Origin of the sequence: Pseudomonas sp. 1928-m, from assembly GCF_029269135.1 — a bacterium.
In the GTDB taxonomy this organism is placed as follows: Bacteria; Pseudomonadota; Gammaproteobacteria; order Pseudomonadales; family Pseudomonadaceae; genus Aquipseudomonas.
In genome coordinates this window covers 181160-205718 of the sequence record NZ_JARIXO010000007.1, presented here as the reverse complement: position 1 = coordinate 205718, position 24559 = coordinate 181160, and the positions used below count along the sequence as shown (strand labels likewise).

Sequence of the window (24559 nt, the reverse complement as noted above, 5' to 3'; positions counted from 1 at the left end):
ACACTTGCCCCCGACCTTTTTGCTTACCTATCTGTTACGAGACACGCACCATGACAAGCCACTACTCCGATAACGCCCAACGCTACGGCTGGGTTACCCGCATTCTGCATTGGGCCATGGCGCTATTACTGGGCTGGCAGTTTCTAACCACCCTGGTGCGGGTATTGATGGAGGAGTCGGCCCTGGATGAATTTATGTGGGGCACGCACAAGGCCACAGGTGTGCTGCTGATGCTGTTGATCGTGCTGCGCTTGGGCTGGGCGCTGTACAACCGCAAGCAGCGCCCGCCATCACTGGGCCTGGCGTCCAGGCTGGGACATGCCGCGCTGTATGGCTTGATGCTCTGTGTGCCGCTGTTTGCCCTGCTGCGCCAATACGGTTCGGGGCGTGAACTGACGGTGTTCGGCATGCAACTGATGCCGGGCTTTAGCGGCGAGAAGATCGAATGGCTGATGCTGCCGGCCAGTCTGTTTCATGGCTGGGGCGGCTGGTTGCTGCTGTTGCTGATCATCGGCCATGCGCTGATGGTGATAGTTCACCGCCGCCAGGGCCAGGACATCCTGCCGCGCATGCTGGGCCGATAGCCCTACTTCAGATGCCTGGATTGCTGCCGTGATGTCGTTGCGGCAGTTTGATCATCTCGCGGCACCCTCTCTGCAAACGCTTACTCAAGCACTCGCAACCCCTTAGGCATTGCGCCAGAGCGGCTACGTTCAGCGCTCGGGCTACAGATATGGCGCCGGCTGCAGGTTTTTTCCCCAAGCCGCCGCCACGTTGCCAATCCTGTACCACACTCAATAGGTTTTTACCGGACGTTCTGCCAGGCAGGGTGTGAGTCAGTGGTCGCCTGCAATACGACACCGGAGGTCGTTATAACAACAAGAGACAGGTGCATTTATGCTCAATCCGCGAGACGTGAAAACCGTTCTGGATGCCAAGCGCATTGTCGAGGAGCGGGGCCTTAGCCATATCAAGGTCGGGGTGTTCGATAACGATGGGGTGATGCGCGGCAAATATCTCAGCCGCAGCAAGTTCTTCTCTGCCCTCGACAGCGGCTTTGCCTTCTGCGATGTGGTGCTCGGCTGGGACGTGAAGGACCAGCTCTACGACAACGCTCAATACACCGGCTGGCACACCGGCTACCCGGATGCGCCGGTGCGGGTGCTGCCGCATACCTGCCGCGACTTACCCTTCGAGAACGGCATGCTGCTGTTCATCTGCGAATTTGCCGAGGCGGCGGAGAAGGTCTGCCCGCGCGGCACCCTGCGTAGGGTGATTGAGCGCTGCAAGGCCATGGGTTTTGATGCCTTTGCCGCGCTGGAATACGAATTCTTTATGTTCGATGAAACCCCGGAGTCGGCCCGCGAGAAGGGCTTTCGCAACCTCAAGCCGTTTACCCCGGACTGGTTCGGCTACTCGATGATCCGCAATTCGGTGCACGCTGAGCTGTACCACGAGATTCTGGAAATGGCCGAACGCATGGACTTCCCCATCGAAGGCCTGCACACCGAAACCGGCCCCGGCGTGCTAGAGGCGGCGATTGCCTATGACCGTGCCGAAGCCGCCGCCGACAAGGGCGCGCTGTTCAAGACCTTTATGAAGGTGCTGGCCCAGCGCAACGGCCTGATGGCCACCTTTATGGCCAAGTGGTCGGGCAAGTACCCGGGGCAGAGCGGGCATATCCATGTGTCCCTGCGCGATCTGGCCAGCGGCAAGTCGGCGTTCTATGACCCGAGCCAGGCGCACAATATGAGCAAGATTCAGCGCCACTTCCTCGCCGGCCAACAGCGCCTGATGCCGGAGTTTCTGTGCATGGTGGCGCCAACGCTGAACAGCTACCGCCGTTTGATTCCCGGTTTTTGGGCGCCCACCGATGCCACCTGGGGCGTGGAAAACCGCACCGCCGCGCTGCGCGTCATTCCCGGCAGCGACAAATCCCAACGTCAGGAATATCGCCTCGGTGCGGCCGACGGAAATCCGTTTCTGGCCCTCTCGGTGGCGCTTGGCTCCGGTCTGTATGGCGTGATGCAGCAATGGGAGCCGACCGAACCGGTGGTGGGTAACGCCTACGCCATGAAGCACCCGGAAGAGCTGGCCCTGCCGCGTACCTTGTGGGATGCCGCGCAACGGCTGAAGGGGTCGACGGCGGCGCGGGAGCTGTTTGGCGATGAGTTTGTCGAGCATTTCGCCGCCAGCCGCGAGTGGGAAGAGCGCGAATACCGCCGGCATGTTAGCGACTGGGAGCTGGATCGCTACTTTGAAATTATCTGATGCCCTGCCTCGCGGCAGGCACCAATAGACACAGGGGCTAGAGGCGCTGGGTAGGGTGGATGACGCTGTTTCATCCACCAGCGTATTGGTGGATGGGTAAAGCGCCATCCACCCTACGAGATCCAGGCTTGTAGAGTCACAGATACCTATCTGTTGTTCGCAACAGGATTCTAAGGTGCAAGCAATGAGCAAACTGCAATGCATTTCCCCCATCGATGGCTCGGTGTATGTCGAGCGCCATCTGGCCTCCAATCCGGAAATTCAGGTGGCGCTGGTCAAGGCCGAGCTGGCGCAGCAGGCCTGGAAGAACACCCCGCTGGCCGAACGCATCGCCATTGGCCGCAAGGCGATTGCCGCCTTCGCCGCCAAGGAAACCCAGCTGGCTGAAGAGCTGTGCTGGATGATGGGCCGGCCGATCCGCTATGCCGCAGGTGAAGTGCGCGGCTTTGTCGAGCGCGCCAGCTATATGGCGGATATCGCCGAGCAGGCCCTGGCGGATATCCAGGTGCCGGAGAAACCCGGGTTTATTCGCTTTATCCGCCGTGAGCCGCTGGGCGTGGCGCTGGTGATCGCACCGTGGAATTACCCCTACCTGACGGCGGTAAACGCGGTGATGCCGGCGCTGCTGGCCGGCAATGCGGTGCTGCTAAAACACTCGGCGCAAACCCCGCTGTGCGCCGAGCGCATGGTCGAAGCCTTCAACGAAGCCGGCTTGCCCGACGGGGTATTCCAGTACCTGCACCTGAGCCACGGCGAAACCGAAGCGCTGATCCAGGCGCCGACCATCGCCCATGTCGCCTTCACCGGTTCAGTGCCCGGCGGCACCATGGTTGAGCGGGTGGCGGTGGGGCGCTTTCTTAGCATCGGCCTGGAGCTGGGCGGTAAGGACCCGGCCTATGTACGGGCTGATGCCGACCTGGCCCATGCTGTGGAAACCACAATCGATGGGGCGTTCTTCAACTCCGGGCAATCCTGCTGCGGCATCGAGCGCATCTATGTGCATGAATCGCTGTATGAGGCCTTCGTCGAACAGGCGGTGGCGCTGGTCAAACAGTACAAGCTCGGCCGCTCCGACGACCCGGATACCACGTTAGGCCCACTGGTGCGTGCCGAGGCGGCGGACTTCGTCCGTGGGCAGATTCACGATGCCATCGAGCAGGGCGCCACCGCCCATCTGGTGCCCGCTGACTTTGCCATGGACCACCCCGGCTCGCAGTATCTAGCGCCGCAGGTGCTGACCAATGTGCACCACAGCATGCGCGTGATGACCGAGGAATCCTTCGGCCCAGTGGTGGGCATCCAGAAGGTCAAGGATGATGAGGAAGCCTTGGCGCTGATGAACGACAGCGAGTTCGGCCTGACCGCCGCGATTTTCAGCCGTGATGTCGACGCCGCCATGTCCCTGGCCGATCGGGTGGAGGCGGGTACGGTGTTTCTCAACCGCTGTGACTACCTCGACCCGGCGCTGGCCTGGACCGGGGTGAAGAACTCCGGGCGTGGCTGCACCCTGTCCAGCGTCGGCTTCGAGCATGTCACCAGGCCGAAATCTTTCCACTTCAAAACTCAGCTGTGAGGCGCGCCATGGACCTGAATCACTACCGTATGAACTGGAATTACCCGAGCTCGGTGCGCGTCGGCGTGGGCCGTATCAGCGAATTGCCTGCGGCTTGCCGGCAACTGGGCATGAGCGCGCCGCTGCTGGTCACCGACCCTGGCCTGGCCGCCTTGCCGATGATCGACCGGACGCTGCTGCACTGCCGTGATGATGGCCTCAAGGCCGGGTTGTTTCATGGCATCAAGGGCAACCCCACCGGGCAGAACGTGATGGATGGGGTGGCTGCATTCAAGGCTGGCAAGCATGACGGAGTGATCGCCTTTGGCGGCGGCTCGGCGCTGGATGCCGGCAAGGCCATCGCCCTGATGGTCGGCCAGGACCGACCGCTGTGGGATTTCGAGGATATTGGCGACAACTGCAACCGCGTCAATGTCGCCGGCATGGCCTCGGTAGTAGCGGTACCAACTACCGCTGGCACCGGCTCGGAAGTTGGGCGCGCCTCGGTGATCACTGACGATGCCGCGCATATCAAACGCATCATCTTCCACGCGCGCATGCTGCCAGCGCTGGTAATCCTTGATCCCGAACTGACCCTTGGCCTACCGGCCAAGATCACTGCTGCAACCGGCATGGATGCGCTGTCGCATAATCTGGAGGCGTTCTGCTCGCCGCTATTTCACCCCATGGCCGAAGGCATCGCCCTGGAAGGCATGCGCCTGGTGCAGCAGTATCTGCCGCGCGCAGTGGCGCAGGGCAGCGATGTTGAAGCGCGCTTGCAGATGCTGGTGGCCTCCAGCATGGGCGCCACGGCATTCCAGCGCGGCCTGGGCGCCATGCATGCCCTGGCCCATCCGCTCGGCGCGCTGTACGACGCCCACCACGGCCTGCTCAACGCGGTGCTGATGCCCTATGTGCTGGTGGCCAACCGCGAACGTATCGAACCGCAGATGGAGAAAATGGCGCGCTACCTGAACTTGGCCAAACCCGGTTTCAGCGGCGTGCTGGAGTGGGTGCTGGCGCTGCGTGAACAGGTCGGCATTCCGCACAGCCTGGGCGAAATCGGTATTGATGACACACGTATCGAGCAGGTCGGGCAGATGGCCGAGGTCGACCCCTCAGCCGGCACCAACCCGATTGCCTTTACCGCTGCGCAATACAGTCAGCTGTTCGAAAAGGCCCTGTGCGGAACACTTTAACCTTCTGGCCAGCCTGTAGCCTGGATGCAATCCAGGGAATATTTGTGGCGGATGGATTTTCCCGGATTTCATCCGGGCTACAGGCTTAAGCGACCTCTCGTAGGGTGGGTTAGGCGCGTGCTTGTCGATAGCGATGATTCAGCAAGATCCGTCGCGCCGTAATCCACCACTGGCGCAACCGGGTATATCGCCTGGTGGGTTACGCGGCGCGCCACGATGGCGGTGCCTGATGGCTTTTCGCTTGGCACCGCTAACCCACCCTACGGTGTTCGCCTGTTAGATCAGCCGGAGGCTGTTGCTCACGCAACGCCTCGCTGCGTTGTAGCGAACAGATACATGACTCCCCGGTTCTTCGCTTGCGCTGGCCGCGCGTGACTCCTTATAGTCCGCCGGCACTTAAGCGCCCGGCTTGCGTCAGTACCGGCTGCAAGCAGGGCCTGTTACCGCAATGGTGAGAGGCCATGATCGAAATAAAAAACCTAACCAAGCGTTTTGCGCAGCACACTGCTGTCGACGACCTGTCCTTCAGTGTTCAGCCCGGTGAAGTGCTGGGCTTTCTCGGGCCCAATGGCGCCGGCAAATCCACCACCATGAAGATGCTCACCGGCTTTCTGGCGCCAACCTCAGGCAGTGCCAGCATCCTCGGCTTCGATATCCAGAAAGACACCCTCAAAGCCCAGCGGCAGATCGGTTATCTGCCCGAAGGCGCGCCGTGCTACGGCGATATGACGGTGCGCAGCTTCCTTGAATTTATCGCCGAGGTGCGCGGTTTCAAGGGTGCCGCGAAGCGTGAGCGGGTGGCCAAGGCGGTCGCTCAGGTCGAGCTGGAAGCCGTGCTTGAGCAGTCGATTGAGACCCTGTCGAAAGGTTTTAAGCGCCGCGTCGGCCTGGCCCAGGCGATTCTGCATGACCCCAAGGTGCTGATCCTCGATGAGCCTACCGATGGCCTCGACCCGAATCAGAAGCATCAGGTGCGCAAGCTGATCCAGAGCCTGGCCTACGACAAGATCGTGATCATCTCCACCCACATCCTCGAAGAGGTCTCGGCTGTCTGCACCCGCGCGGTGGTGATCGCCCACGGCAAGCTGCTGGCCGATGGCACGCCGCTGGAGCTGGAAAGCCGTTCGCGTTATCACCAGGCGGTCACGTTGGTGGCTGCAGAGCCGCTGGATCAGGCCGCACTGGCTGCCTTACCGGGCGTTGCCGGGGTGGAAGAAAACGCCCCGGAGCACAGCCTGAGCATCCTGGCCAAGCCGGGTGAGGTGATCTTCCCGCAGGTCAATGCGCTGATCGCCGAGCGCGGTTGGAAGGTCAAGGAGTTGAATGTCGAACGCGGTCGGCTGGACGAAGTGTTCCGCAGCCTGACCCGTGGGGAGGTGGTATGAGTCAGTTGTCGGTGATATTCAAACGCGAGCTGGCGAGCTACTTCGCCACGCCGCTGGCTTATGTATTTATCCTGATCTTTCTGGTGCTGTCCGGGGTGTTCACCTTCTACCTCGGCGGCTTCTTCGAGAGCGGTCAGGCCAACCTGGCGCCGTTCTTCAACTTCCATCCCTGGCTGTATCTGTTTCTGGTGCCGGCGATAGCCATGCGCCTGTGGGCCGAGGAGCGCAAGAGCGGCACCATCGAGCTGCTGATGACCCTGCCGATCACCCGTTTCGACGCGGTTACCGGCAAGTTTCTCGCCGCCTGGGCCTTCGCTGGCTTGGCGCTGCTGCTGACCTTCCCGATGATCATCACCGTCAACTACCTCGGTGAGCCGGACAACGGCGCGATCATCACCGGCTATATCGGCAGCTGGCTGCTGGCCGGCGCTTATCTGGCGATTGGTTCGTGCATGTCGGCGTTGGCGAAGAACCAGGTGATCGCCTTTATCCTGGCCGTCAGCGTGTGCTTCCTGTTTATCGTCAGTGGCTTCCCCATGGTGCTCGACGGCTTCAGTGGCTGGGCGCCGCAGTGGCTGGTGGATGCCGTGGCGTCGCTGAGCTTCCTGACCCGTTTCGATGCCATCAGCAAGGGCGTGATCGACCTGCGTGACCTGCTGTATTTCCTCACCCTGATCGCCGCCTGGTTGGCTGCGACGGCGGTGGTTATCGACCTGAAGAAAGCTGACTGAGGCCGCCCATGAAAAAGCTGATGGTTTCCAGCGTCGGGCTTGCACTCATTGCCCTGGCGTTTCTCGCCTTCAACCTGTTCTCCAGCGTCAGCTTTAGCGGTGTGCGCCTGGATCTGACCGAGCAGAAGCTCTACACCCTCTCCAGCGGCACCGAGCAGATTCTTGCCGAGCTGGACGAGCCGGTGGAGCTGAACTTCTTCTACTCCGACACCGCCACCAAGGACCTGCCGGCGCTGCGCACCTACGCCAAGCGCGTCGAGGAAATGCTCAAGGCCTACCAGCGCGAGGCCGGCGACAAACTCAAACTGAAGATCATCGACCCGGCGCCGTTCTCCGAGGACGAAGACAAGGCCGCCGAATTCGGCCTGCAGGGCATTCCGCTGCAGCAGGGCGGCGACTCGATCTACTTCGGTCTGGCCGGCAAGAATGCCGAAGGCCTGACCCAGGTGATCCCGTTTTTCGCCCTGGATCAGGAAGAGTTCCTCGAATACGAGCTCAGCCGTCTGGTGCAGAGCCTGGCCAAGCCCGAGCGGCCGGTGGTCGGCGTGCTCGCCGGTCTGCAGGTCAACGGTGGCTTCGACATGGCCGCGCGCCAGCCGACGCCGGCCTGGATGCTGATCGAGGAAATTCGCCAGCTGTTCCAGATCGAAAGCCTCAAGCGCGATGTCGACCTGATCCCTGAGAATGTCTCGGTGCTGCTGCTGATCCACCCCAAGCAGCTGCCGGAGCAGACTCTGTACGCGATTGACCAGTTCGTGCTGCGCGGCGGCAAGTTGCTGACCTTTGTCGACCCGTTCAGCGAGGCCGATACCCAGGCCGAAATGCCCGGCGAAATGGTGGTCGACAAGGCCTCCGACCTGCCGGAACTGTTCAAGGCCTGGGGCCTGCGCATGCTGCCGGATCAGGTGCTGGGCGACGGCTCCTACGCCATGTCGGTGAGCATGGGCCAAGGCCAGCGCCCGGTGCGCCACGCCGCCTGGCTGACGCTGCCCAAGCGTGCCCTGGATGCCGAGGACATCAGCACCGCCTCGCTGGAAACCATGACGGTGGCCACCGCCGGCATACTGGAGCCTTTGGAAGGCGCGAAAACCCAGTTCACTCCGCTGATTCGCAGCTCGCAGTACGCCATGCCGTTTGATGCCAAACGCTTTGGCATGCTGGCCAACCCGGAAGAGCTGATCCGCGAGCTGCAACCCACCGGCGAGCGCTACACCTTGGCGGCGCGTATCAGCGGCCCGGCGCAGTCGGCCTTCCCAGAAGGCATCGAAGGACAGAAGGATGGCCTCAAGCAGGCTGACAATATCAATGTGATCGTCGTCGCCGACACCGACATGCTCACCGACCGCATGTGGGTGCAGGTGCAGGACTTCTTCGGCCAGCGTATCCCGCAGCCCTGGGCGGATAACGCCGGTTTTGCGATCAACGCCCTGGACAACCTGGCCGGCTCCGAAGCGCTGATCAGCGTGCGCTCGCGCGGTCGCTTTACTCGGCCGTTCGAGGTGGTGGACGCCATTCAGCGTGAAGCCGAGGTCAAGTTCCGCGAGAAGGAACAGGCCCTGCAAACGCAACTGGCTGATACCGAGCAGAAGCTTGCCGCCCTGCAGCAGAGCGAGGACCCGAGCAAAGCCCTGGAACTGACGCCTGAGCAGCAGGCCGCGGTGCAGCAGTTTGTGCAGCAGAAGCTGGCGATCCGCAAGGAACTGCGCGATGTACGCTACCAGCTGAATGCCGATATCGAGGCCCTGGGCAGCACGCTCAAGTTCCTCAATATCGCCCTGGTGCCATTGGTGCTGACCCTCGGCGTGCTGGCGCTGTGGTTATGGCGCAGACGCCGTCACGGCTGATCCCGTCTGTATCTGCAAAGGGCCGCTTTATGCGGCCCTTTGTTTTTACACAGGTGAGTGATGCTCTTGTAGGAGCGGGCTTGCCCGCGATCAAAACCATAAAGCATCGCGGCCAAGGCCGCTCCTACAGGTCGTGCGGCGCAAGCCAAAAACCAGAACTCGCGCCATAATGCCCGCGCGCAATTGCGCCAAGCGGATCGCCGTGACCGATCTAACCAGTCCTGTTGCACCTGTTATGAGGATTAATTAGATGCCTACCCTCCTGGTCAAAATATTCGAAGGCCGCAGTGATGAGATCAAACGCGAGTACGCCAAAGCCCTGACCGACGCCTCGACCAAAGTGCTCGGCTGCGATGCCAGCGCGGTGGATGTGATCTTCGAGGAAGTGAAAAAAGGCGACTGGGCCACCGGTGGTGTGATGTGGTCTGAACGCGACTAAACAGGCTGTTCGCAATCTTGTGATGGGTTACGCCGCTGCGCGGCTAACCCATCCTACGCTGGCCTTTTCTCTCCGCGAATATCGCTGCATAGCTTGTCCTGTATGGCCTGTAACCGTTCTGTAAAAAGTGCTTTTCAGTCATAAACGCTGTTTTATACTCGGCCTGCGGTGATGGCCGGGCACTCGCCTGCAGGCCGCGCCAAACAATAAAAACTGCACGCTGGAGACACAGGTAATGGCTGAGCGCGAGACAGGCACCGTCAAGTGGTTCAATGATTCCAAGGGCTATGGCTTTATTCAGCGCGAGAGCGGCGCGGATGTATTCGTGCATTTCCGCGCCATCCGTGGCGAAGGCCATCGCACCCTGCTCGAAGGGCAGAAGGTCGAGTACACGGTAACCCAGGGGCAGAAGGGCCTGCAGGCTGACGACGTGTCAGCGCTCTAGGCTCCATGCCCCTCTAAAAAAGCCCATCGCTGATGGGCTTTTTGCTTTCAGCCCTTTGGTCGTTTTCCCCTAGGCAAAAATGCGACAATCGCCGCCTTCCTGCTCTTCCCCTTGACCCCATCCCGCGATTACCCGATGACCGACGCCACGCCCGCCGTTGACCAACTGCTGAAAAACCTCGACCAGACTCTGCTGGGCGACCGTCATCGCCTACGCCGCCAGTTGCATGAGTTGCGCAAACAGAGCCCGGTGGACGAGGCCAAGCTGGCGCAATGGTTGGAGCGCTTCGAGGCGTCCCGGGCCAAGGTTGAGGCGCGCCGGTTGAGCGTGCCGCCCATGCGTTACGACGATGCGCTGCCGATTGCCGCCAAGCGCGACGAGATCAAAGCCGCCATCAGCAAGCATCAGGTGGTGGTGATCGCCGGTGAAACCGGTTCGGGTAAGACCACCCAGTTGCCGAAAATCTGCCTGGAGCTGGGTCGTGGCGTGCATGGTTTGATCGGCCATACCCAGCCGCGCCGTTTGGCAGCGCGCAGCGTGGCTACAAGGGTGGCCGAGGAAATTGGCACACCGTTGGGCGAACTGGTCGGTTATCAGGTACGTTTCGAGGATCAGAGCAACGAGCGCAGTCTGATCAAGCTGATGACCGATGGCATCCTGCTGGCCGAAACCCAGCACGACCGCTACCTGGAAAAGTACGACACGATCATCGTCGACGAAGCCCACGAACGCAGCCTGAATATCGACTTCCTGCTGGGCTTTCTGAAAACCCTGCTGGTGCGCCGGCCCGACCTCAAGTTGATCATCACTTCGGCAACCATCGACCTGCAGCGCTTCTCTGCGCATTTCGATGGCGCGCCGATTGTTGAAGTGTCCGGCCGCACCTTCCCGGTGGACACCTGGTACCGGCCGCTGACCGCCGAGCAGGACGAAGATGGCAACCGGGTTGAGGAAGACCTCTCCGTCGACCAGGCGATTCTTGCCACGTTGGATGAAATCAGCGCTTTCGAGAAAGCCGAAGGCAAACGCCCCGGCGATGTGCTGGTGTTCCTGCCTGGCGAGCGCGAGATTCGCGACGCTGCTGAGGTGCTGCGCAAGGCCAACCTGCGTCTGACCGAAGTGCTGCCGCTGTATGCGCGATTGACCCCGGCCGAGCAGCAGAAGATTTTCGCGCCCATGGGCGCGCGCAAAATCGTGCTTGCCACCAACGTTGCCGAGACCTCGCTGACCGTGCCGGGCATTCGTTATGTAATCGACAGCGGCACGGCGCGTATCAGCCGCTACAGCTATCGCGCCAAGGTGCAGCGTTTGCCCATCGAGGCCGTGTCCCAGGCCAGCGCCAACCAGCGCAAGGGCCGTTGCGGGCGGGTCGAGCCGGGTATCTGCATTCGTCTCTACAGCGAGGAAGACTTCAACGGCCGCCCGGCCTTTACCGACCCGGAAATCCTCCGTACCAACCTGGCGGCGGTGATTCTGCAGATGCTCCATCTGCGCTTGGGCGAGATCGAGGCTTTCCCTTTTATCGAGCCGCCGGATGGCAAGGCCATCAGCGATGGTTTCAATCTGCTGCAGGAACTCTCGGCGGTTAACCGCGAGGGCCAGCTGACGCCGTTAGGTCGTCAGTTGGCGCGCCTGCCGGTGGACCCGCGCCTGGGTCGTATGGTGCTGGAAGGGGCGAAGCAGGGCAGTCTTGAGGAAATCCTGATTATCGCCAGTGCGCTGTCGGTGCAGGATGTGCGCGAGCGCCCATCTGACCGCCAGCAGGCCGCCGACCAGGCCCATGCGCAGTGGAAGGATGTCGATTCCGACTTCGCCGCGTTGATCAACCTCTGGCGCGGTTTCGAGGAACAGCGCCAGGCTCTCGGTTCCAGCGCGCTGCGCAGCTGGTGCCGCAAGAACTTCCTTAACTATCTGCGTCTGCGTGAGTGGCGCGACGCCCATCGCCAACTGGTGCTGATTACCCGCGACTTACAGCTGTCTGAAGGTGGTCGCGGTCAGGGTAGGAGCGGCCTTGGCCGCGATCAGCAATCTGCAGGCCAGCCCGCGATTGCCGGGGACCGTCGGAATGCCGAACCACAGCTCTCCGCCGCGCTGAAAGAAAAGGAACTGGCCGAAAAAGACCAAGCCGCCCAGCGCGCCAAAGGCTACGCCGCTGTGCACAAGGCCATCCTCGCCGGCCTGCTTAGCCAGATCGGCCAGAAGACCGAAGACGGCGACTACCTCGGCGCCCGTCAACGGCGCTTCTGGGTGCACCCATCCTCGGTGATCGGTCGCAAGAAACCCAGCTGGCTGATGGCCGCCGAGCTGGTGGAAACCACCAAGCTGTTTGCGCGCATGGTGGCCAAGATCGAGCCGGACTGGATCGAACCGCTGGCCGGCCATCTGATCAAGAAAAACCACTTGGAGCCGCATTGGGAGAAGAAGCGCGGCCAGGTGGTGGCCTTCGAGCAGATCAGCCTCTACGGCCTGATCGTGGTCGGCCGCCGTCCGGTGCATTTCGGCCCTATTGAACCGGTGGTCTGCCGCGAGCTATTTATCCGCGAGGGTCTGGTCGGTGGTGAAATCAACTCGCGCGCCAAGTGCCTGACTGCCAATCGCCAGTTGCTGGAAAAGCTCGACGAGCTGGAAGCCAAGGCACGCCGCCGCGACATTCTGGCCGACGATGAAACCCTGTTCGCCTACTACGAGGCGCGCCTGCCGGCGAACATCTATCAGAGCGCGACCTTCGACAGTTGGTACAAAACGGAAAGCGCGAAGAATCCGCAGCTATTGCTGATGCGCGAAGAGGATGTGCTCGCTCGCGATGCTAAGGAAGTTACCGCTACGCAGTACCCGGACAGCCTGCGTCTGGGCGAATTGACCCTGCCGCTCTCTTATCACTTCGAGCCCAATCACCCGCGTGACGGGGTGACCCTGCGCGTACCCGCGCCGCTGTTGCCGCAACTGCCGCCGGAACGCCTGGAATGGCTGGTGCCGGGCCTGCTGGAGGCCAAGTGCATGGCCCTGGTGCGCGGCCTGCCCAAGGCGTTGCGCAAGAACTTTGTACCGGTGCCGGATTTTGTCGGCGCCGCCCTGGGCAAGATCAGTTTCGCCGACGGCAGCCTGCCCGAGGCCCTGGGTCGCGAGCTGACGCGCATGACCGGCACGCGGGTCAGCGAGGAAGCCTGGATTGAGTCTGCCGCGCAGCTGGAGGGCCATCTGCGGATGAATATCGAAGTGGTCGACAACCAGGGTAAACCCTTGGGTGAGGGCCGCGATCTGGCCGAGCTGACCGCGCGCTTTAGCGAGGCCACCCAGGCCGGGTTGGCCCTGCCGAAAACCGCCAAGAGCCAACAGCCGGTGGAGGCCAAGGCGTTTAGTGAGGTGGCGGCGAAAACCCAGCAACAGGTCGCCGGCCTGTCCATGACGGTTTACCCGGCGCTGGTGGAGGAGGCGGGCGTGGTCAAGGAAGGGCGCTTCCCGACTTTGGCCGAAGCCGAGTTTCAGCATCGCCGTGCGCTGCAGCGGTTGCTCTTGCAGCAGTTGGCTGAGCAGGCCAAGTTTCTGCGCGGCAAGCTGCCGGGGCTGACCGAGCTGGCATTGCTGTACCGCGATATGGGCCGGGTCGATGCGCTGGTCGAAGATATTCTGCTGGCCAGCCTCGACAGCTGCATCCTCGAAGGCAGTGAGCCGCTGCCGCGCGACGGTGCCGGTCTGGCGGCCCTGGCTGAGCGCAAGCGTGGCGACTGGACGGGCGAGGCCGAACGCCTGGCCAAGCTGACCCTGGAAATTCTCAAGCTCTGGCACGGCTTGCAGAAGCGCTTTAAGGGCAAGATCGACCTGGCCCAGGCCATGGCGCTCAACGACATCAAGCTGCAGCTGAGCAACCTGGTGTATCCCGGCTTCGTCCGCGAAACCCCGGCGCAGTGGCTTAAGGAAGTGCCGCGTTACCTCAAGGCCATTGAGCAACGCCTGGACAAGATCGCCGGCCAGGTGCAGCGCGACCGCGTGTGGAGCGGCGAGCTGGCGAGCTATTGGGAGCAGTACCAGGCGCGCCTGGGCAAACACAGCCAGGAAGGCAAGCGTGACCCGCAGCTGGTGCTGTACCGCTGGCTGCTGGAGGAATACCGCGTGTCGCTGTTCGCCCAGCAGCTGGGCACCAAACTGCCGGTATCGGACAAGCGTCTGAGTAAGCAGTGGAGCGTGGTCGAAGGCTAGCAGGTTGTTGAAAACTACCTGCCGCGCCTACGTTTTCAACGGCCTGCTCGCCGTGGCTATTCTTCGGTCGCTGCCTGGCAGTCCACCAGGTCATCGTCTTCGATCAGCCAGGTTTCCGACGCGCTCACCGTAACGCCCTGCAGTACGCACACATCTTCGTCCTCATCCACCAGGCGGATGTCCCACTCACCTGGGGTGACGCCCGTTAGCGACAGGGTCATGCCGGACTCCAGCACGTGTTCGCCGAGGTGATCTTCCCCCCAGTTCTCCTCGTCACTGGGTGAGAAATAGAGCTCGTGGATCTCCCAGGACGACTGGTTCTCCACATCAATGTCCGCCGCATGGGCGGGCAGGCTGAGCAACAGGGTTAAAACAGCAAGCGCGGTAGGTAGGGTTGGCATTGGATGATTCTCCGCGATTCAGGTCATGGCCTAACAACCATGGTTGCTGACTGCCGCGGGGTCAAATCGTGGGACGCGCCATTAGCGTTGCACGATCTCGCAACAGGCTATGCAAACCCGGCCTGTTCCACGACAAACGCCGTATTTATAGGGGTATATGGCTTGCTGGCACGCGGGACTCTGCTGCTAGACTCAGGCCACAGCCCATCGAGCCCGCGTGAGTGATGATCTTGATTGCAGTCGATGTACGCCGCTCGCCCTTACTGCGCCCCCGCTTGTTGCTTGCCCTGTTGCTGCTGGCCTGTTGGCCGGGGCTGGCGGCAGCTGCCTGTGAGAAGACGCTGCGTTGGGATGATGATCCGCCGTTCAGCATGCAGACGGCAGATGGCGCGGTGGTCGGTATCGATGTTGAAATCAACCGCGCAGCGCTGGCGCGCCTGGGCTGCCAGATCAAACTGCGCAAACTGCCTTGGGCGCGGGCGCTCAAGGAATTGGAGCTGGGCCGTCTGGATATTCTGCCTGGCGCCTTCCGCCGGCCAGAGCGCGAGGTCTATGCGCACTTCTCCGGCCCGGTGCTGCCGCCCTCGCGCAATATTCTGTTTATGCATGCCCCTGCGCTGAAGCGCTGGCCCATCACACAACTGCTGGAGCTGCAGCACAGTGAATTCCGCCTGGGCGCGCAGATCAACGTGGCCTACGGCGCGGACTATGAGCAGCTGATGGGTGATCCGGCGTTTGCTGCGCGGGTGGTGCAGGTGGCCAATCGCAGCAACCTCTGGCGCATGGTCGGCAAGGGCCGGATCGATGGGGTGATCGCCGACGAAAACACCGGTGCCTACGAAATCCAGCAACTGGGCCTCAACGAGCGGATCAAGCCCACCGCAGTAGTGGTGTCCAGTGACGCCGCAGAGGTGGCCTTCAGCAAGAAGTCGATTGAGTCCGACTTTGTTCAGGCCTATGCCGATGCGCTGCGCGAGCTGGTGGTGGATGGCCGGTATGCGCGGATTGTGCAGCGCTATATACAACCGTAAGCGCCGCAGCTTCCCCGGTATGCGCGGCCCATGGCCACGATTTTTCAATTGACATCAGGTTTCCCTGGAAACTAACATTAAGTTGTTTCCAGGGAAACCAATATGAAAAAGACACCACCACTGCCTGTCAGCCCGCTGGATGCCCACCTTGGCTTCTGGCTGCGTTTTGTTTCCAACCAAGTATCCGCTCGCTTTGAAAAGCAGCTGGAGCAGCATGACATCACCCTGTCCGAGTGGGTTGCCCTACGCACCTTGTATGAGCGCGCAGAAACCACCCATGCCGAGTTGATTACCGCCCTGGGCATGACCAAAGGGGCCGCTTCGAAGGTGGTGACCAAGCTGCAAGGCAAAGGCCTGGCCGAGCGACCGCTGGCCGAAGACCGCGCCAGGGAGCAGCGCCTGTTGCTAACCGCCGCGGGCAATAGTCTGGTACCCAAACTCGCGGCGTTGGCGGATGAGAATGACCAGCTGTTCTTTGGCCACTTGAACGATGCCCAGCGCGAGGAGTTGATGTCTCTGATGAAGGACATCGTGCTGCGGCAGAACCTCAAACAAGTCCCGATCAACTAAGCATTGAACCTGCCCGGAGCCGTTATGAATCACTCGATTGAATCCATCATCCAGATAACCTTCAGCCGCTCGAACGAGGGCAGCATCCATTTTGGTCAGGTCGTGGAGGCTTTGCTCAGCGCTGGCGTGGAATCCTACTGGGTGGATTACCGCGCCTGCCGCGCCACCTACTWCCTGCCCAATGGGCAAACCTACAGCCTGGACATGGACGCACCACAAGCGGGGATTTCCCGACCATTTTCCGCCCCGGATATCCAGGCCACGATTCGTGCGGCGCAGCAGGGCGAAGTGCTGTACCCGGAGTTCAAGCGCCGTTCGCAAGCCGCCGGCTGCATCGGCTACATGGTCTGGTTGCAGGGGCGCCATGTGAGCTACTACGGCCGCAACGGCGAGACGCATATCGAGCGCTTTCCCGACTGAATGACGGCACCGCTCAGCGCTGCAGTACCGCGCTGTGCACGGCATCCGGGGTGCGCAGATGGCGCAGCAGGTGCGGCAGGATGTATTGCGCATCTGGCCCCACACCGCGCAGGGTTGCAGAGGCAAAGTTGCGCTGTCTGGGCAGGCCGACAAAGTACAAGCCGGGCACGTGCAGGGCTCGCCCGTCGCGCTGCGCTACCTGGCCTCGTGCGTCGAGCACTGGCAGGCCTTCGAGAAAGGGCAGGTTAGGGCGATAACCGGTGGCAAATATCAGGCTATCAACGGCTTCATGCTGGCCATCGGCCCAGACGATGCCGCTTGCCGTGACCTGGGTGAACATAGCTTTTTGCGTGAAGTATCTGTTTTTAAGCGCCTTTCGGTAGGTGCCGTCATCCAGCACCGGTGTGCTCTGATCGCTTAGCCAGCGGGTTTTCTCCAGCCCCGTCCATTTCATCCAGCTATGGAAATCGGCCCCCAGTATCCGCTGTGGTGTGAAGCGGACCGCCTCCCGCGTAGCCAGCGTAACGCTGGCCACCTGGGCCAGGTCATAAGCGATCTGTACGGCCGAGTTTGCCGCGCCAATCACGATGATGCGTTGCCCATGGTAAGGCTCTGCATTGCGGTAATCGGCACTGTGCAGCCGAGTGCCGCTGAAGTGTTCGAGCCCCGGGATGTCGGGTAGGTAGGGGCGACTAAAGGCGCCCGATGCGACGATTACGGCTCCTGCCAAGAAGCGTTGGCCGTCAGCGGCCGTTACCTGAAAGCCCCCATCGTGCTGATCAATATGCGTGACCTGAATCCCTTGGCGGATGGGCAGTTGAACATGCTCGGCATACGTCGCCAGGTAGTGCACCACTTCATCGCGAGTGGGGTAGTGGCCTGGCGCTGCGGGGAAGGGCATGCCCGGCAGTGCGGAGTAGGCGGCCGGCGAGAACAGTTCGAGGCTGTCGTAGTAGTGACGCCAATTGCCACCCGGTTGCTGCTGCTCATCGAGAATCAGAAAGTGCAGGCCTTGCTGCTGCAAGTGCCAGCCGCTGGCCAACCCGGCCTGACCGGCACCGATAACGATGACATCGTAGCTTTGATTCATGTTGTTCATAAGTGCGCACCTATACACATATTTGCCTAAATAAAATCACTCCGCCCGGCCTGGGCAGCACAGCGGAGTGATGTTTTTGGTGTGGGTGAGGATGCTTTCCAGGCGCTGGATAATGGCTGGGCCATCCACTTCGTAGAACACCTGGCGGCCAACCTTCGCGGCGCGCACGATGCCGGCATCAAGCAGTACCTGCAAATGGCGCGACACCACTGAGCGCTCCTGCGGCAGTTCAGCGGCAATCTCGGTGACATCTGCGCGCCCCAGAAGCATGACGCGCTTGAGTACGGCCACGCGTGGCGCCTCGCACAGGGCTTTGAAGAACGCGCCATCGAGTGACGCGATGGCGGCTTCGATGGCTTGGGTTCGGGATAGAGGTGTATTCATGTGGCGACTATATGTGCGTGCGCGTGCACATGTAAAGCGCCATTCAAGGCTTTATGCCGTCGCCATAACCTGGGCAGGGCTGCTCAGGTGATAAAGGCCGCGCGACGCTGACGCGGCCGCTAATGCTTGGCGGCGAGCCAACGCGGCCGTTGGCGGCAGGCGAAAATCGGTCAGTAGCCATTCAATATGCCTAGCCAAGATCGATGGATTTGCCGTCCTGTTGCCGAGCGCCTGAAGGCTCTACGTGTGCTTGCGAACAGACAGCTCAAGCCAGGGCGAACAGACTGATAGGGATAACCAGATCTGCGCGTACTTCACGTTCTGGCTGGCATCACCCTGCACAGGTATTTGCGATGAATCCGCTGCATTCCATCGTTTACCGCTACATCGTTTTGGGGCTCGCGTCCACTGTGCACGCGCCAAGCGCCGCGTCGTTTGCGATGAAGTTCAAGGCGCTGTGCGGTGTGCCGGCTTCTGCGGGTTGGGCGGCATGAAGGCCGCAGACGCATTACCTTCAGCAGCAACCGCAGATGTTGCGGGTCTATCCGGCAGCGCAACACCAACCAAGATCACCGCCACACAGGCACCCGCGAAGCTCGGTCTTGGCCTGCTGGTGGCGCTGGTGGTCGGTTCAATCATCGGCAGCGGTATCTTCGGTCTGCCGCAGAACATGGCAGCCGGCGCCGGTGCTGGGGCCATCCTGATTGGCTGGACCATCACCGGCATCGGCATGTTGCTGCTGGTGCGGGTCTACCAGATGCTCTCGCTGCGCAAACCCGAACTCGACAACGGCGTTTACGCCTATGCCCGCGCGTTGTCGGGTGAGTACGTTGGCTTCAACTCCGCCTGGGGTTACTGGGTCAGCGCCTGGATCGGCAATGTCGGTTATCTGGTGGCTGCGTTCGGTGCGTTGGGCTTCTTCTTTCCCGTGTTCGGCAGCGGCAACTCGCCGGCCGCCATCGCGGGCGCTTCCACCGTGCTGTGGGTCATCCACCTGTTGGTACTGCGCGGTATTCAAGGCGCTGCGGTGCTGAATGCGGTGGTCACGCTGGCCAAGATCGTGCCGCTGCTGCTGTTTATCGCGCTGGTGGCCATGGCCTTCAAGGTGGAAACCTTCAGCCTGAACTTCTGGGGCGATGCCAGCCTCGGCTCGGTGCTTGATCAGGTCAAGAGCACCATGCTGGTGACGGTCTGGGTGTTTATCGGCATTGAGGGGGCCAGCGTGTATTCGGCCAGGGCGCGCAAGCGTGAAGACGTGGGCCGCGCCACGGTCATCGGCTTTCTGATCTGCCTGCTGCTACTGATGTCGGTGTCGTTGCTGTCGCTTGGGGTATTTAGCCAGCCGACCCTGGCCGGCCTGAAAAACCCATCAATGGCCGGCGTGCTGGAAAACGCTGTTGGCACCTGGGGCGCGGTGCTGATCTACGTCGGCCTGATTGTATCGGTGGGAGGCGGCTTCCTGGCCTGGATGCTACTGGCGGCGGAATCCCTGTTCAGCCCGGCAGGCGGTGGTGTGATGCCGAAGTGGCTGGGGCAGACCAACGACAAGCATGTGCCGGCCAATGCGCTGTGGCTCACCAACGGCATGGTGCAGCTGTTTCTGATTCTGACGCTGTTCTCCGAGGCGTCTTATCTGGCGCTGATCTCGCTGTCCACGGCGATGATTCTGCTGCCCTACCTGTTCAGCGCGGCCTACGGCCTGTTGCTGGCCTGGCGCGGTGAGGGCGTCAAAGCGGCCATCCAGCGTGCTGACGTGCCCATCGCTGCGTTGGCCACGGTCTACTGCTTATGGCTGCTGTACGCCGCCGGCTTCAAGTATCTGCTGCTCAGCGCCCTGCTTTATGTGCCGGGCGTGCTGCTCTATGCCTGGGCCAAGCGCCAGCGACAGGAACGCATGTTTACCCCTTGGGAGTGGGCGATTCTGGCCGCTCTGGTGGTGCTGGCCGGCGTAGCCGCCACGCTGCTGCTGATGGGGCGGCTCGGGCTGTAAGCGCTCTGCATTTTGCATCTGCGCATTTGTGAACAGGAATTCAATGTCATGACGACCCAAGGTTTGCACTCTGAAATTGGCCGCTTGCGCAGTGTACTGGTGTGCCGCCCAGGTCTCGCACAGCAGCGCCTGACGCCGGCCAATTGCCGCGATTTACTGTTCGACGACGTGCTCTGGGTCGAGCAGGCGCGCAACGATCACGCCGCCTTCACCAATGCCATGCTCAGCCGCGATGTTGAGGTGCTGGAGCTGCATGACCTGCTGGCTACCAGCATGGCCAACCCAGAGGCCCGCACCTGGCTGCTGGACCGCAAACTCGCCCAAGGCACTGTCGATAGCGAGTTGGCGCAGCAACTAAGGCCCTGGCTAGAAGCACTGCCGCCTATGCGCCTGGCAGAACACCTGATCGGCGGGCTGGCGCGTGCCGAGCTGCCGTTTGAGCCAGAAGGGCTGCTGGCCCGTTATGCCACAGCACATGACTTCCTTCTGCCGCCGCTGCCCAACACGCTGTTCAGCCGCGACAGCAGCTGCTGGATCGGTGACGGCGTGGTGCTGTGCCCCATGTACTGGCCGGCTCGGCGGCAGGAAACCCTGTTGACCGCAGCGGTCTATCGCTTCCATCCGCTGTTCGCTGGCAAGACGAAAATCTGGTGGGGCGACCCCGATGTCGATCATGGCGGTGCGACCTTGGAAGGCGGCGATCTGATGCCGCTGGGGCATGGCGTGGTATTGATCGGCATGGGCGAGCGCACCTCGCCGCAGGCTGTCAGTCAGCTGGCCCGCGCATTGTTTGCCCAGGGCGCAGCCACCCACGTGTTGGCCGCGCAGATTCCCAAGTCGCGCGGTGCGATGCACCTGGACACGGTATTCACCTTCTGCGACGTGGACCTGGTGACCTGCTTCCCCGAAATGGTTGACGCGATCCGCGTGCACAGCCTGCGTCCGGGCGAACGTGAAGGCAGCCTGGATGTGCGCAGCGAGAGCCAGCCCTTCCTGGAGGTCGTGGCCGCAGCACAGGGCCTGGCCAAGCTGCGTTCGGTGGCCACCGGCGGCGATGCCTGGCAATCCGAGCGCGAACAATGGGACGACGGCAACAACCTGCTGGCGCTGGCTCCGGGCGTGGTCATGGGCTATGCCCGCAATACCCACACCAACACGCTGTTGCGCAAAGCCGGTGTTGAGGTGATCACCATTCCCGGCTCGGAATTGGGCCGCGGTCGTGGTGGTAGCCATTGCATGAGTTGCCCGATTGAGCGTGACGCGCTTTGACCTCTATCCCCTATGAGAGCAGCCCATGAGCTTTAACCTGCACAACCGTAGCCTGCTGGCATTGAAGGATTTCGCCCCCGATGAGGTGCGCTACCTGCTCGACCTGGCCGCCGAACTCAAACGCTCGAAAGCGGTGGGCAACGAGCAGCCGCGCCTTACGGGTAAAAATATCGTGCTGATTTTCGAGAAACCCTCGACGCGTACCCGCTGCGCCTTCGAGGTCGCGGTGCACGACCAGGGCGGGCACGTGACCTATCTCGATGCCGGTAGCTCGCAGCTCGGCCACAAGGAATCGCTGAAGGACACCGCCCGCGTTTTGGGGCGCTACTACGACGGCATCGAGTACCGCGGCTTTCATCAGAGCGTGGTTGAGGAGCTGGCGCTTTACGCCAAGGTGCCGGTGTGGAATGGCCTGACCGATGAGATGCACCCCACACAGATCCTCGCCGACTTGCTGACCATGCAGGAGTTCGGCGAAAAGCCACTGCACGAATTGAGCTTCTGCTACCTGGGCGACGCCAGCTTCAACATGGGCAGTTCGCTGCTGGTGGGCGGCACGCAAATGGGTATGGATGTGCGCATCTGCTCGCCAACCGATCTACAGCCACCTGCCGAACTGGTGGCGCAAATGCGCGAGCTGGCCAGCCGCACCGGGGCACGCATCACCCTGGAAAGCGATCCGCTGAAGGCCGTGGCCGGCGCAGATTTTCTCTACACCGATGTCTGGGTTTCAATGGGCCAGGACGATGCTGTGTGGCAACAGCGCATCGACAAACTGCTGCCCTATCAGGTGACCACGACGCTGATGCAGGCCACTGGCAAGCCACGCAGCAAGTTCATGCACTGCCTGCCCGCGTTCCACAATCTGGAGACCGAGGTGGGCCGCGAGGTGCACGAAAAATATGGCCTGAGCGAGATTGAAGTCACCGACGAAGTGTTCGAGTCTGACGCCTCCATCGTCTTCACCCAGGCCGAGAACCGTATGCACACCATCAAGGCCGTGCTGGTAGCGACCCTCGGATGACACCGCCAGGAGCCCACTCATGAAAGTCGTCGTCGCCCTGGGCGGTAATGCCTTGCTGCGACGTGACCAGCTGCCCACAGCGGAAAACCAGTTGGCCAACATTCGCCGCGCCGCTGCCCAATTGGCGCGCGTAGCCGCCAACCACGACCTGGTGCTGACCCATGGCAACGGCCCGCAGGTGGGGCTACTGGCCCTGCAAGCGGCGGCCTACATTGACGTGGACGCCTACCCACTGGACGTACTCGGCGCGCAGACCGACGGCATGATCGGCTATCTGCTTGAGCAGGAGCTGGCCAACCTGTTGCCCGCAACGCGGGCGATCACCACGCTGATCACCCGGGTGGAAGTGGATCTGCAGGACCCGGCCTTTGGCCACCCAAGCAAACCCATCGGGCCGATCTACACCCAGGCCGAATCCGTACACGTGGCTGCTGCCAGGGGCTGGAGCATGGCGGCGGACGGTGCTGCGTTCCGCCGCGTGGTGGCCTCGCCTCAGCCGCTGCGGGTACTCGGCATACAGGCGATCCGCTGGTTATTGGAGCATGGCGCGCTGGTGATTGCGGCCGGTGGCGGCGGTATCCCGGTGGCGCGCAAGGGTGAGGGCAACGCTCTGCATGGCGTGGAAGCGGTGATCGATAAAGACCTGTGCAGCAGCTTGCTGGCGCGTGAGCTGCATGCCGAGGTGCTGGTGATTGCCACCGATGTTGCAGCGATTTACCTCGACTGGGGCCTGCCCACGCAACGCGCCCTCGGCAAGGTCACGCCACAAGAACTGAGTGAGCACGCGTTCGCCGCAGGCTCCATGGGGCCCAAGGTCGCAGCTGCGCAGGCTTTCGTCCTGGCGAGCGGTCAGCGTGCGGTAATCGGTTCGCTGGAGCAGATCGAAGAGATGCTCGCCGGCACCGCCGGCACTCAGGTCTGTCCGGCAGTGGTGGACACGGCCCCAGAGTCGGCAATGCCAACTCTCTTGATCTCTGACAAAACCTCTCGCACCTGAGCAGCGTTTACTGCTGCAAGCAACGTGTCGGTAGACGACCCAAGGTGGCTCGATGGACTTCAAGGATTACTACAAGGTGCTCGGGCTTGAACCGGGGGCAGATGACAAAGCCGTGAAGACGGCTTACCGCAAACTGGCGCGCAAATACCATCCAGACGTCAGCAAAGAAGCGGATGCGGAAAATAAATTCAAGGAAGTCGCCGAAGCCTATGAGGTGCTGAAAAGCGCGGAAAAGCGCGCCGAGTACGATGAACTGCGCAAATACGCCGAGCAGGGTCGCCCCTTTGAGCCGCCACCGGGCTGGCAACCGCAAGGCCATGCGGGTTTTTCCGAGGGTGGCCGCGCGGGCAGTGAGTATTCCGAGTTTTTCGAGTCGCTGTTTGGTGGCGCGGGGCGTTTCCAGGACGCCGGCCGCAGCCGCGCGCGCAGGGGCCAGGACGTTGAAATGGCGCTGCCGCTGCTGCTGGAAGAAACCCTGGCCGCTGAAACCAAGACCATTGCCTTCCAACTCCCGCAATACAGCGCTGACGGTCAGCCTCTGCCTGCGATCAGCAAGACCTTGAATGTAAAAATCCCGCCTGGGGTCAGCAATGGCGAACGCATCCGCCTGAAAGGGCAGGGCGCGCTGGGGGTAGGTGGCGGCGGACATGGCGACTTGGATTTGGTCATTCACTTCGTGCCCCACCCATTGTTCGATGTTGAGGGGCACAACCTGGTCCTCACCGTGCCATTGGCGCCTTGGGAGGCCGCGCTGGGCAGCCAAGTTACGCTGCCGACGCTGAGCGGCAAAATCAGCCTGCGCATACCCGCCAATACCCAAGCAGGGCAACGGCTGCGGATCAAAGGCAAGGGGCTGCGCAACAAAGCCGGCGAGCCGGGTGACCTGTATGCGTTGTTCAAGATCGTCATCCCGGCTCAAGCCGACGAGCCTGTGCGCGCGTTATGGGCACAACTGGCCGAGCAGGCCGCCTTCAATCCGCGCGCGCAGTGGAGCCAGTGATGAGTAGCCAGACCCTGCAATTAGACATTCACGAGTTCTGCCTGTGCGCTGAGCTGCCGCAGGCGGTTCTGCTGGAAATTATCGAACACGGCATCGTCGAACCCTGCGGTGCAACGCCGGAGCAATGGCGGTTTAGTAGCCATGCACTGTCCGTCGCCAAGCGGGCGTTGCGCTTACAGGTTGAGCTGCAACTTGAGTGGGCCGGTGTGGCCCTGGCGCTGCAGTTGCTTGATGAGCTGGAGCAGCTGCGTGCCGAAAACAGCCACCTGCGGCGCCGCTTGAGCCGCTTCGAACAGCCCTAGCTCGCACGG

23 protein-coding genes are annotated in these 24559 nt (G+C 61.8%); 20 read left to right on the top strand and 3 right to left on the bottom strand.

The annotated features are described in order from the left end of the window. Nucleotides 1-50 precede the first annotated feature (50 nt). The 10 genes from P3C18_RS19205 to hrpA all read left to right on the top strand — a co-directional run bounded on the left by P3C18_RS19205 (nt 51) and on the right by hrpA (nt 14063). Nucleotides 51-584: a cytochrome b/b6 domain-containing protein gene (locus P3C18_RS19205; RefSeq protein ID WP_275963400.1), complete on the top strand. Its 534-nt coding sequence runs from the start codon at nt 51-53 to the stop codon at nt 582-584. 313 nt (nt 585-897) lie between these two features. Then, nucleotides 898-2271, top strand: a complete 1374-nt coding sequence (locus tag P3C18_RS19200; protein WP_275963399.1) for a glutamine synthetase — start codon at nt 898-900, stop codon at nt 2269-2271. A 184-nt stretch (nt 2272-2455) separates the two neighbouring features. Continuing rightward, complete coding sequence (locus P3C18_RS19195) at nt 2456-3844, top strand: aldehyde dehydrogenase family protein (protein WP_275963398.1); 1389 nt, start codon at nt 2456-2458, stop codon at nt 3842-3844. A gap of 8 nt (nt 3845-3852) precedes the next feature. Continuing rightward, nucleotides 3853-5022, top strand: a complete 1170-nt coding sequence (locus P3C18_RS19190; protein ID WP_275963397.1) for an iron-containing alcohol dehydrogenase — start codon at nt 3853-3855, stop codon at nt 5020-5022. Nucleotides 5023-5483: 461 nt separating this feature from the next. Further along, complete coding sequence (locus P3C18_RS19185) at nt 5484-6407, top strand: ATP-binding cassette domain-containing protein (RefSeq protein WP_275963396.1); 924 nt, start codon at nt 5484-5486, stop codon at nt 6405-6407. After that, complete coding sequence (locus tag P3C18_RS19180; protein ID WP_275963395.1) at nt 6404-7138, top strand: ABC transporter permease subunit; 735 nt, start codon at nt 6404-6406, stop codon at nt 7136-7138. Before P3C18_RS19185 ends, P3C18_RS19180 begins: the two co-directional genes overlap by 4 nt. Before the next feature lie 8 nt (nt 7139-7146). Next, nucleotides 7147-8982, top strand: coding sequence for a Gldg family protein (locus P3C18_RS19175; protein WP_275963394.1), 1836 nt, complete (start codon nt 7147-7149; stop codon nt 8980-8982). Nucleotides 8983-9232: 250 nt separating this feature from the next. After that, on the top strand, nt 9233-9421 hold the full coding sequence (locus P3C18_RS19170; protein WP_090251538.1) for a 4-oxalocrotonate tautomerase: 189 nt from the start codon (nt 9233-9235) through the stop codon (nt 9419-9421). 235 nt (nt 9422-9656) lie between these two features. Continuing rightward, entirely contained in the window at nt 9657-9866 is a 210-nt protein-coding gene (locus tag P3C18_RS19165) for a cold-shock protein (RefSeq protein ID WP_275963393.1), read from the top strand. Between the two features lie 135 nt (nt 9867-10001). Further along, nucleotides 10002-14063: an ATP-dependent RNA helicase HrpA gene (gene hrpA / locus P3C18_RS19160; protein WP_275963455.1), complete on the top strand. Its 4062-nt coding sequence runs from the start codon at nt 10002-10004 to the stop codon at nt 14061-14063. 56 nt (nt 14064-14119) lie between these two features. On the opposite strand, the gene P3C18_RS19155 is transcribed toward hrpA, so the two are convergent. Further along, nucleotides 14120-14464: a hypothetical protein gene (locus tag P3C18_RS19155; protein ID WP_275963392.1), complete on the bottom strand. Its 345-nt coding sequence runs from the start codon at nt 14462-14464 to the stop codon at nt 14120-14122. 224 nt (nt 14465-14688) lie between these two features. On the opposite strand from P3C18_RS19155, the gene P3C18_RS19150 reads away from it, so the two are divergent. The 3 genes from P3C18_RS19150 (at nt 14689) to P3C18_RS19140 (ending at nt 16485) form a co-directional block, all read left to right on the top strand. Next, the gene (locus tag P3C18_RS19150) at nt 14689-15495 is read left to right on the top strand and encodes a transporter substrate-binding domain-containing protein (RefSeq protein ID WP_275963391.1); all 807 of its coding nucleotides are present in this window, start codon (nt 14689-14691) and stop codon (nt 15493-15495) included. 102 nt (nt 15496-15597) lie between these two features. Continuing rightward, the gene (locus tag P3C18_RS19145; protein ID WP_275963390.1) at nt 15598-16065 is read left to right on the top strand and encodes a MarR family transcriptional regulator; all 468 of its coding nucleotides are present in this window, start codon (nt 15598-15600) and stop codon (nt 16063-16065) included. Nucleotides 16066-16089: 24 nt separating this feature from the next. Next, entirely contained in the window at nt 16090-16485 is a 396-nt protein-coding gene (locus P3C18_RS19140) for a DUF1398 family protein (protein WP_275963389.1), read from the top strand. A gap of 13 nt (nt 16486-16498) precedes the next feature. On the opposite strand, the gene P3C18_RS19135 is transcribed toward P3C18_RS19140, so the two are convergent. Both P3C18_RS19135 and P3C18_RS19130 read right to left on the bottom strand, forming a co-directional pair. After that, nucleotides 16499-17584, bottom strand: coding sequence for an NAD(P)-binding domain-containing protein (locus tag P3C18_RS19135; protein ID WP_275963388.1), 1086 nt, complete (start codon nt 17582-17584; stop codon nt 16499-16501). A 36-nt stretch (nt 17585-17620) separates the two neighbouring features. Next, nucleotides 17621-17968, bottom strand: a complete 348-nt coding sequence (locus tag P3C18_RS19130; RefSeq protein WP_275963387.1) for a metalloregulator ArsR/SmtB family transcription factor — start codon at nt 17966-17968, stop codon at nt 17621-17623. Nucleotides 17969-18321: 353 nt separating this feature from the next. Between P3C18_RS19130 and P3C18_RS19125 the strand changes: the two genes are divergently transcribed. The 7 genes from P3C18_RS19125 to P3C18_RS19095 are packed head-to-tail and all read left to right on the top strand — an operon-like array spanning nt 18322 to nt 24550. Continuing rightward, nucleotides 18322-18462: a hypothetical protein gene (locus P3C18_RS19125; protein WP_275963386.1), complete on the top strand. Its 141-nt coding sequence runs from the start codon at nt 18322-18324 to the stop codon at nt 18460-18462. After that, nucleotides 18459-19958 carry an arginine-ornithine antiporter gene (arcD, locus tag P3C18_RS19120; RefSeq protein ID WP_275963385.1) on the top strand — a complete coding sequence of 500 codons (1500 nt, stop codon included), beginning with the start codon at nt 18459-18461 and terminating at the stop codon, nt 19956-19958. The genes P3C18_RS19125 and arcD overlap by 4 nt, the downstream gene beginning before the upstream one ends. A gap of 48 nt (nt 19959-20006) precedes the next feature. Then, nucleotides 20007-21227 carry an arginine deiminase gene (locus P3C18_RS19115; protein ID WP_275963384.1) on the top strand — a complete coding sequence of 407 codons (1221 nt, stop codon included), beginning with the start codon at nt 20007-20009 and terminating at the stop codon, nt 21225-21227. A gap of 25 nt (nt 21228-21252) precedes the next feature. Then, nucleotides 21253-22251 carry an ornithine carbamoyltransferase gene (argF, locus tag P3C18_RS19110; protein WP_275963383.1) on the top strand — a complete coding sequence of 333 codons (999 nt, stop codon included), beginning with the start codon at nt 21253-21255 and terminating at the stop codon, nt 22249-22251. A gap of 19 nt (nt 22252-22270) precedes the next feature. Next, nucleotides 22271-23248: a carbamate kinase gene (gene arcC, locus P3C18_RS19105; protein WP_275963382.1), complete on the top strand. Its 978-nt coding sequence runs from the start codon at nt 22271-22273 to the stop codon at nt 23246-23248. A gap of 52 nt (nt 23249-23300) precedes the next feature. Beyond that, the gene (locus tag P3C18_RS19100) at nt 23301-24248 is read left to right on the top strand and encodes a DnaJ C-terminal domain-containing protein (RefSeq protein WP_275963381.1); all 948 of its coding nucleotides are present in this window, start codon (nt 23301-23303) and stop codon (nt 24246-24248) included. Continuing rightward, nucleotides 24248-24550 (top strand): chaperone modulator CbpM, encoded by a 303-nt coding sequence (locus tag P3C18_RS19095; RefSeq protein WP_275963380.1) that lies wholly within the window; start codon nt 24248-24250, stop codon nt 24548-24550. Before P3C18_RS19100 ends, P3C18_RS19095 begins: the two co-directional genes overlap by 1 nt. The last annotated feature ends 9 nt before the right edge of the window (nt 24551-24559 follow it).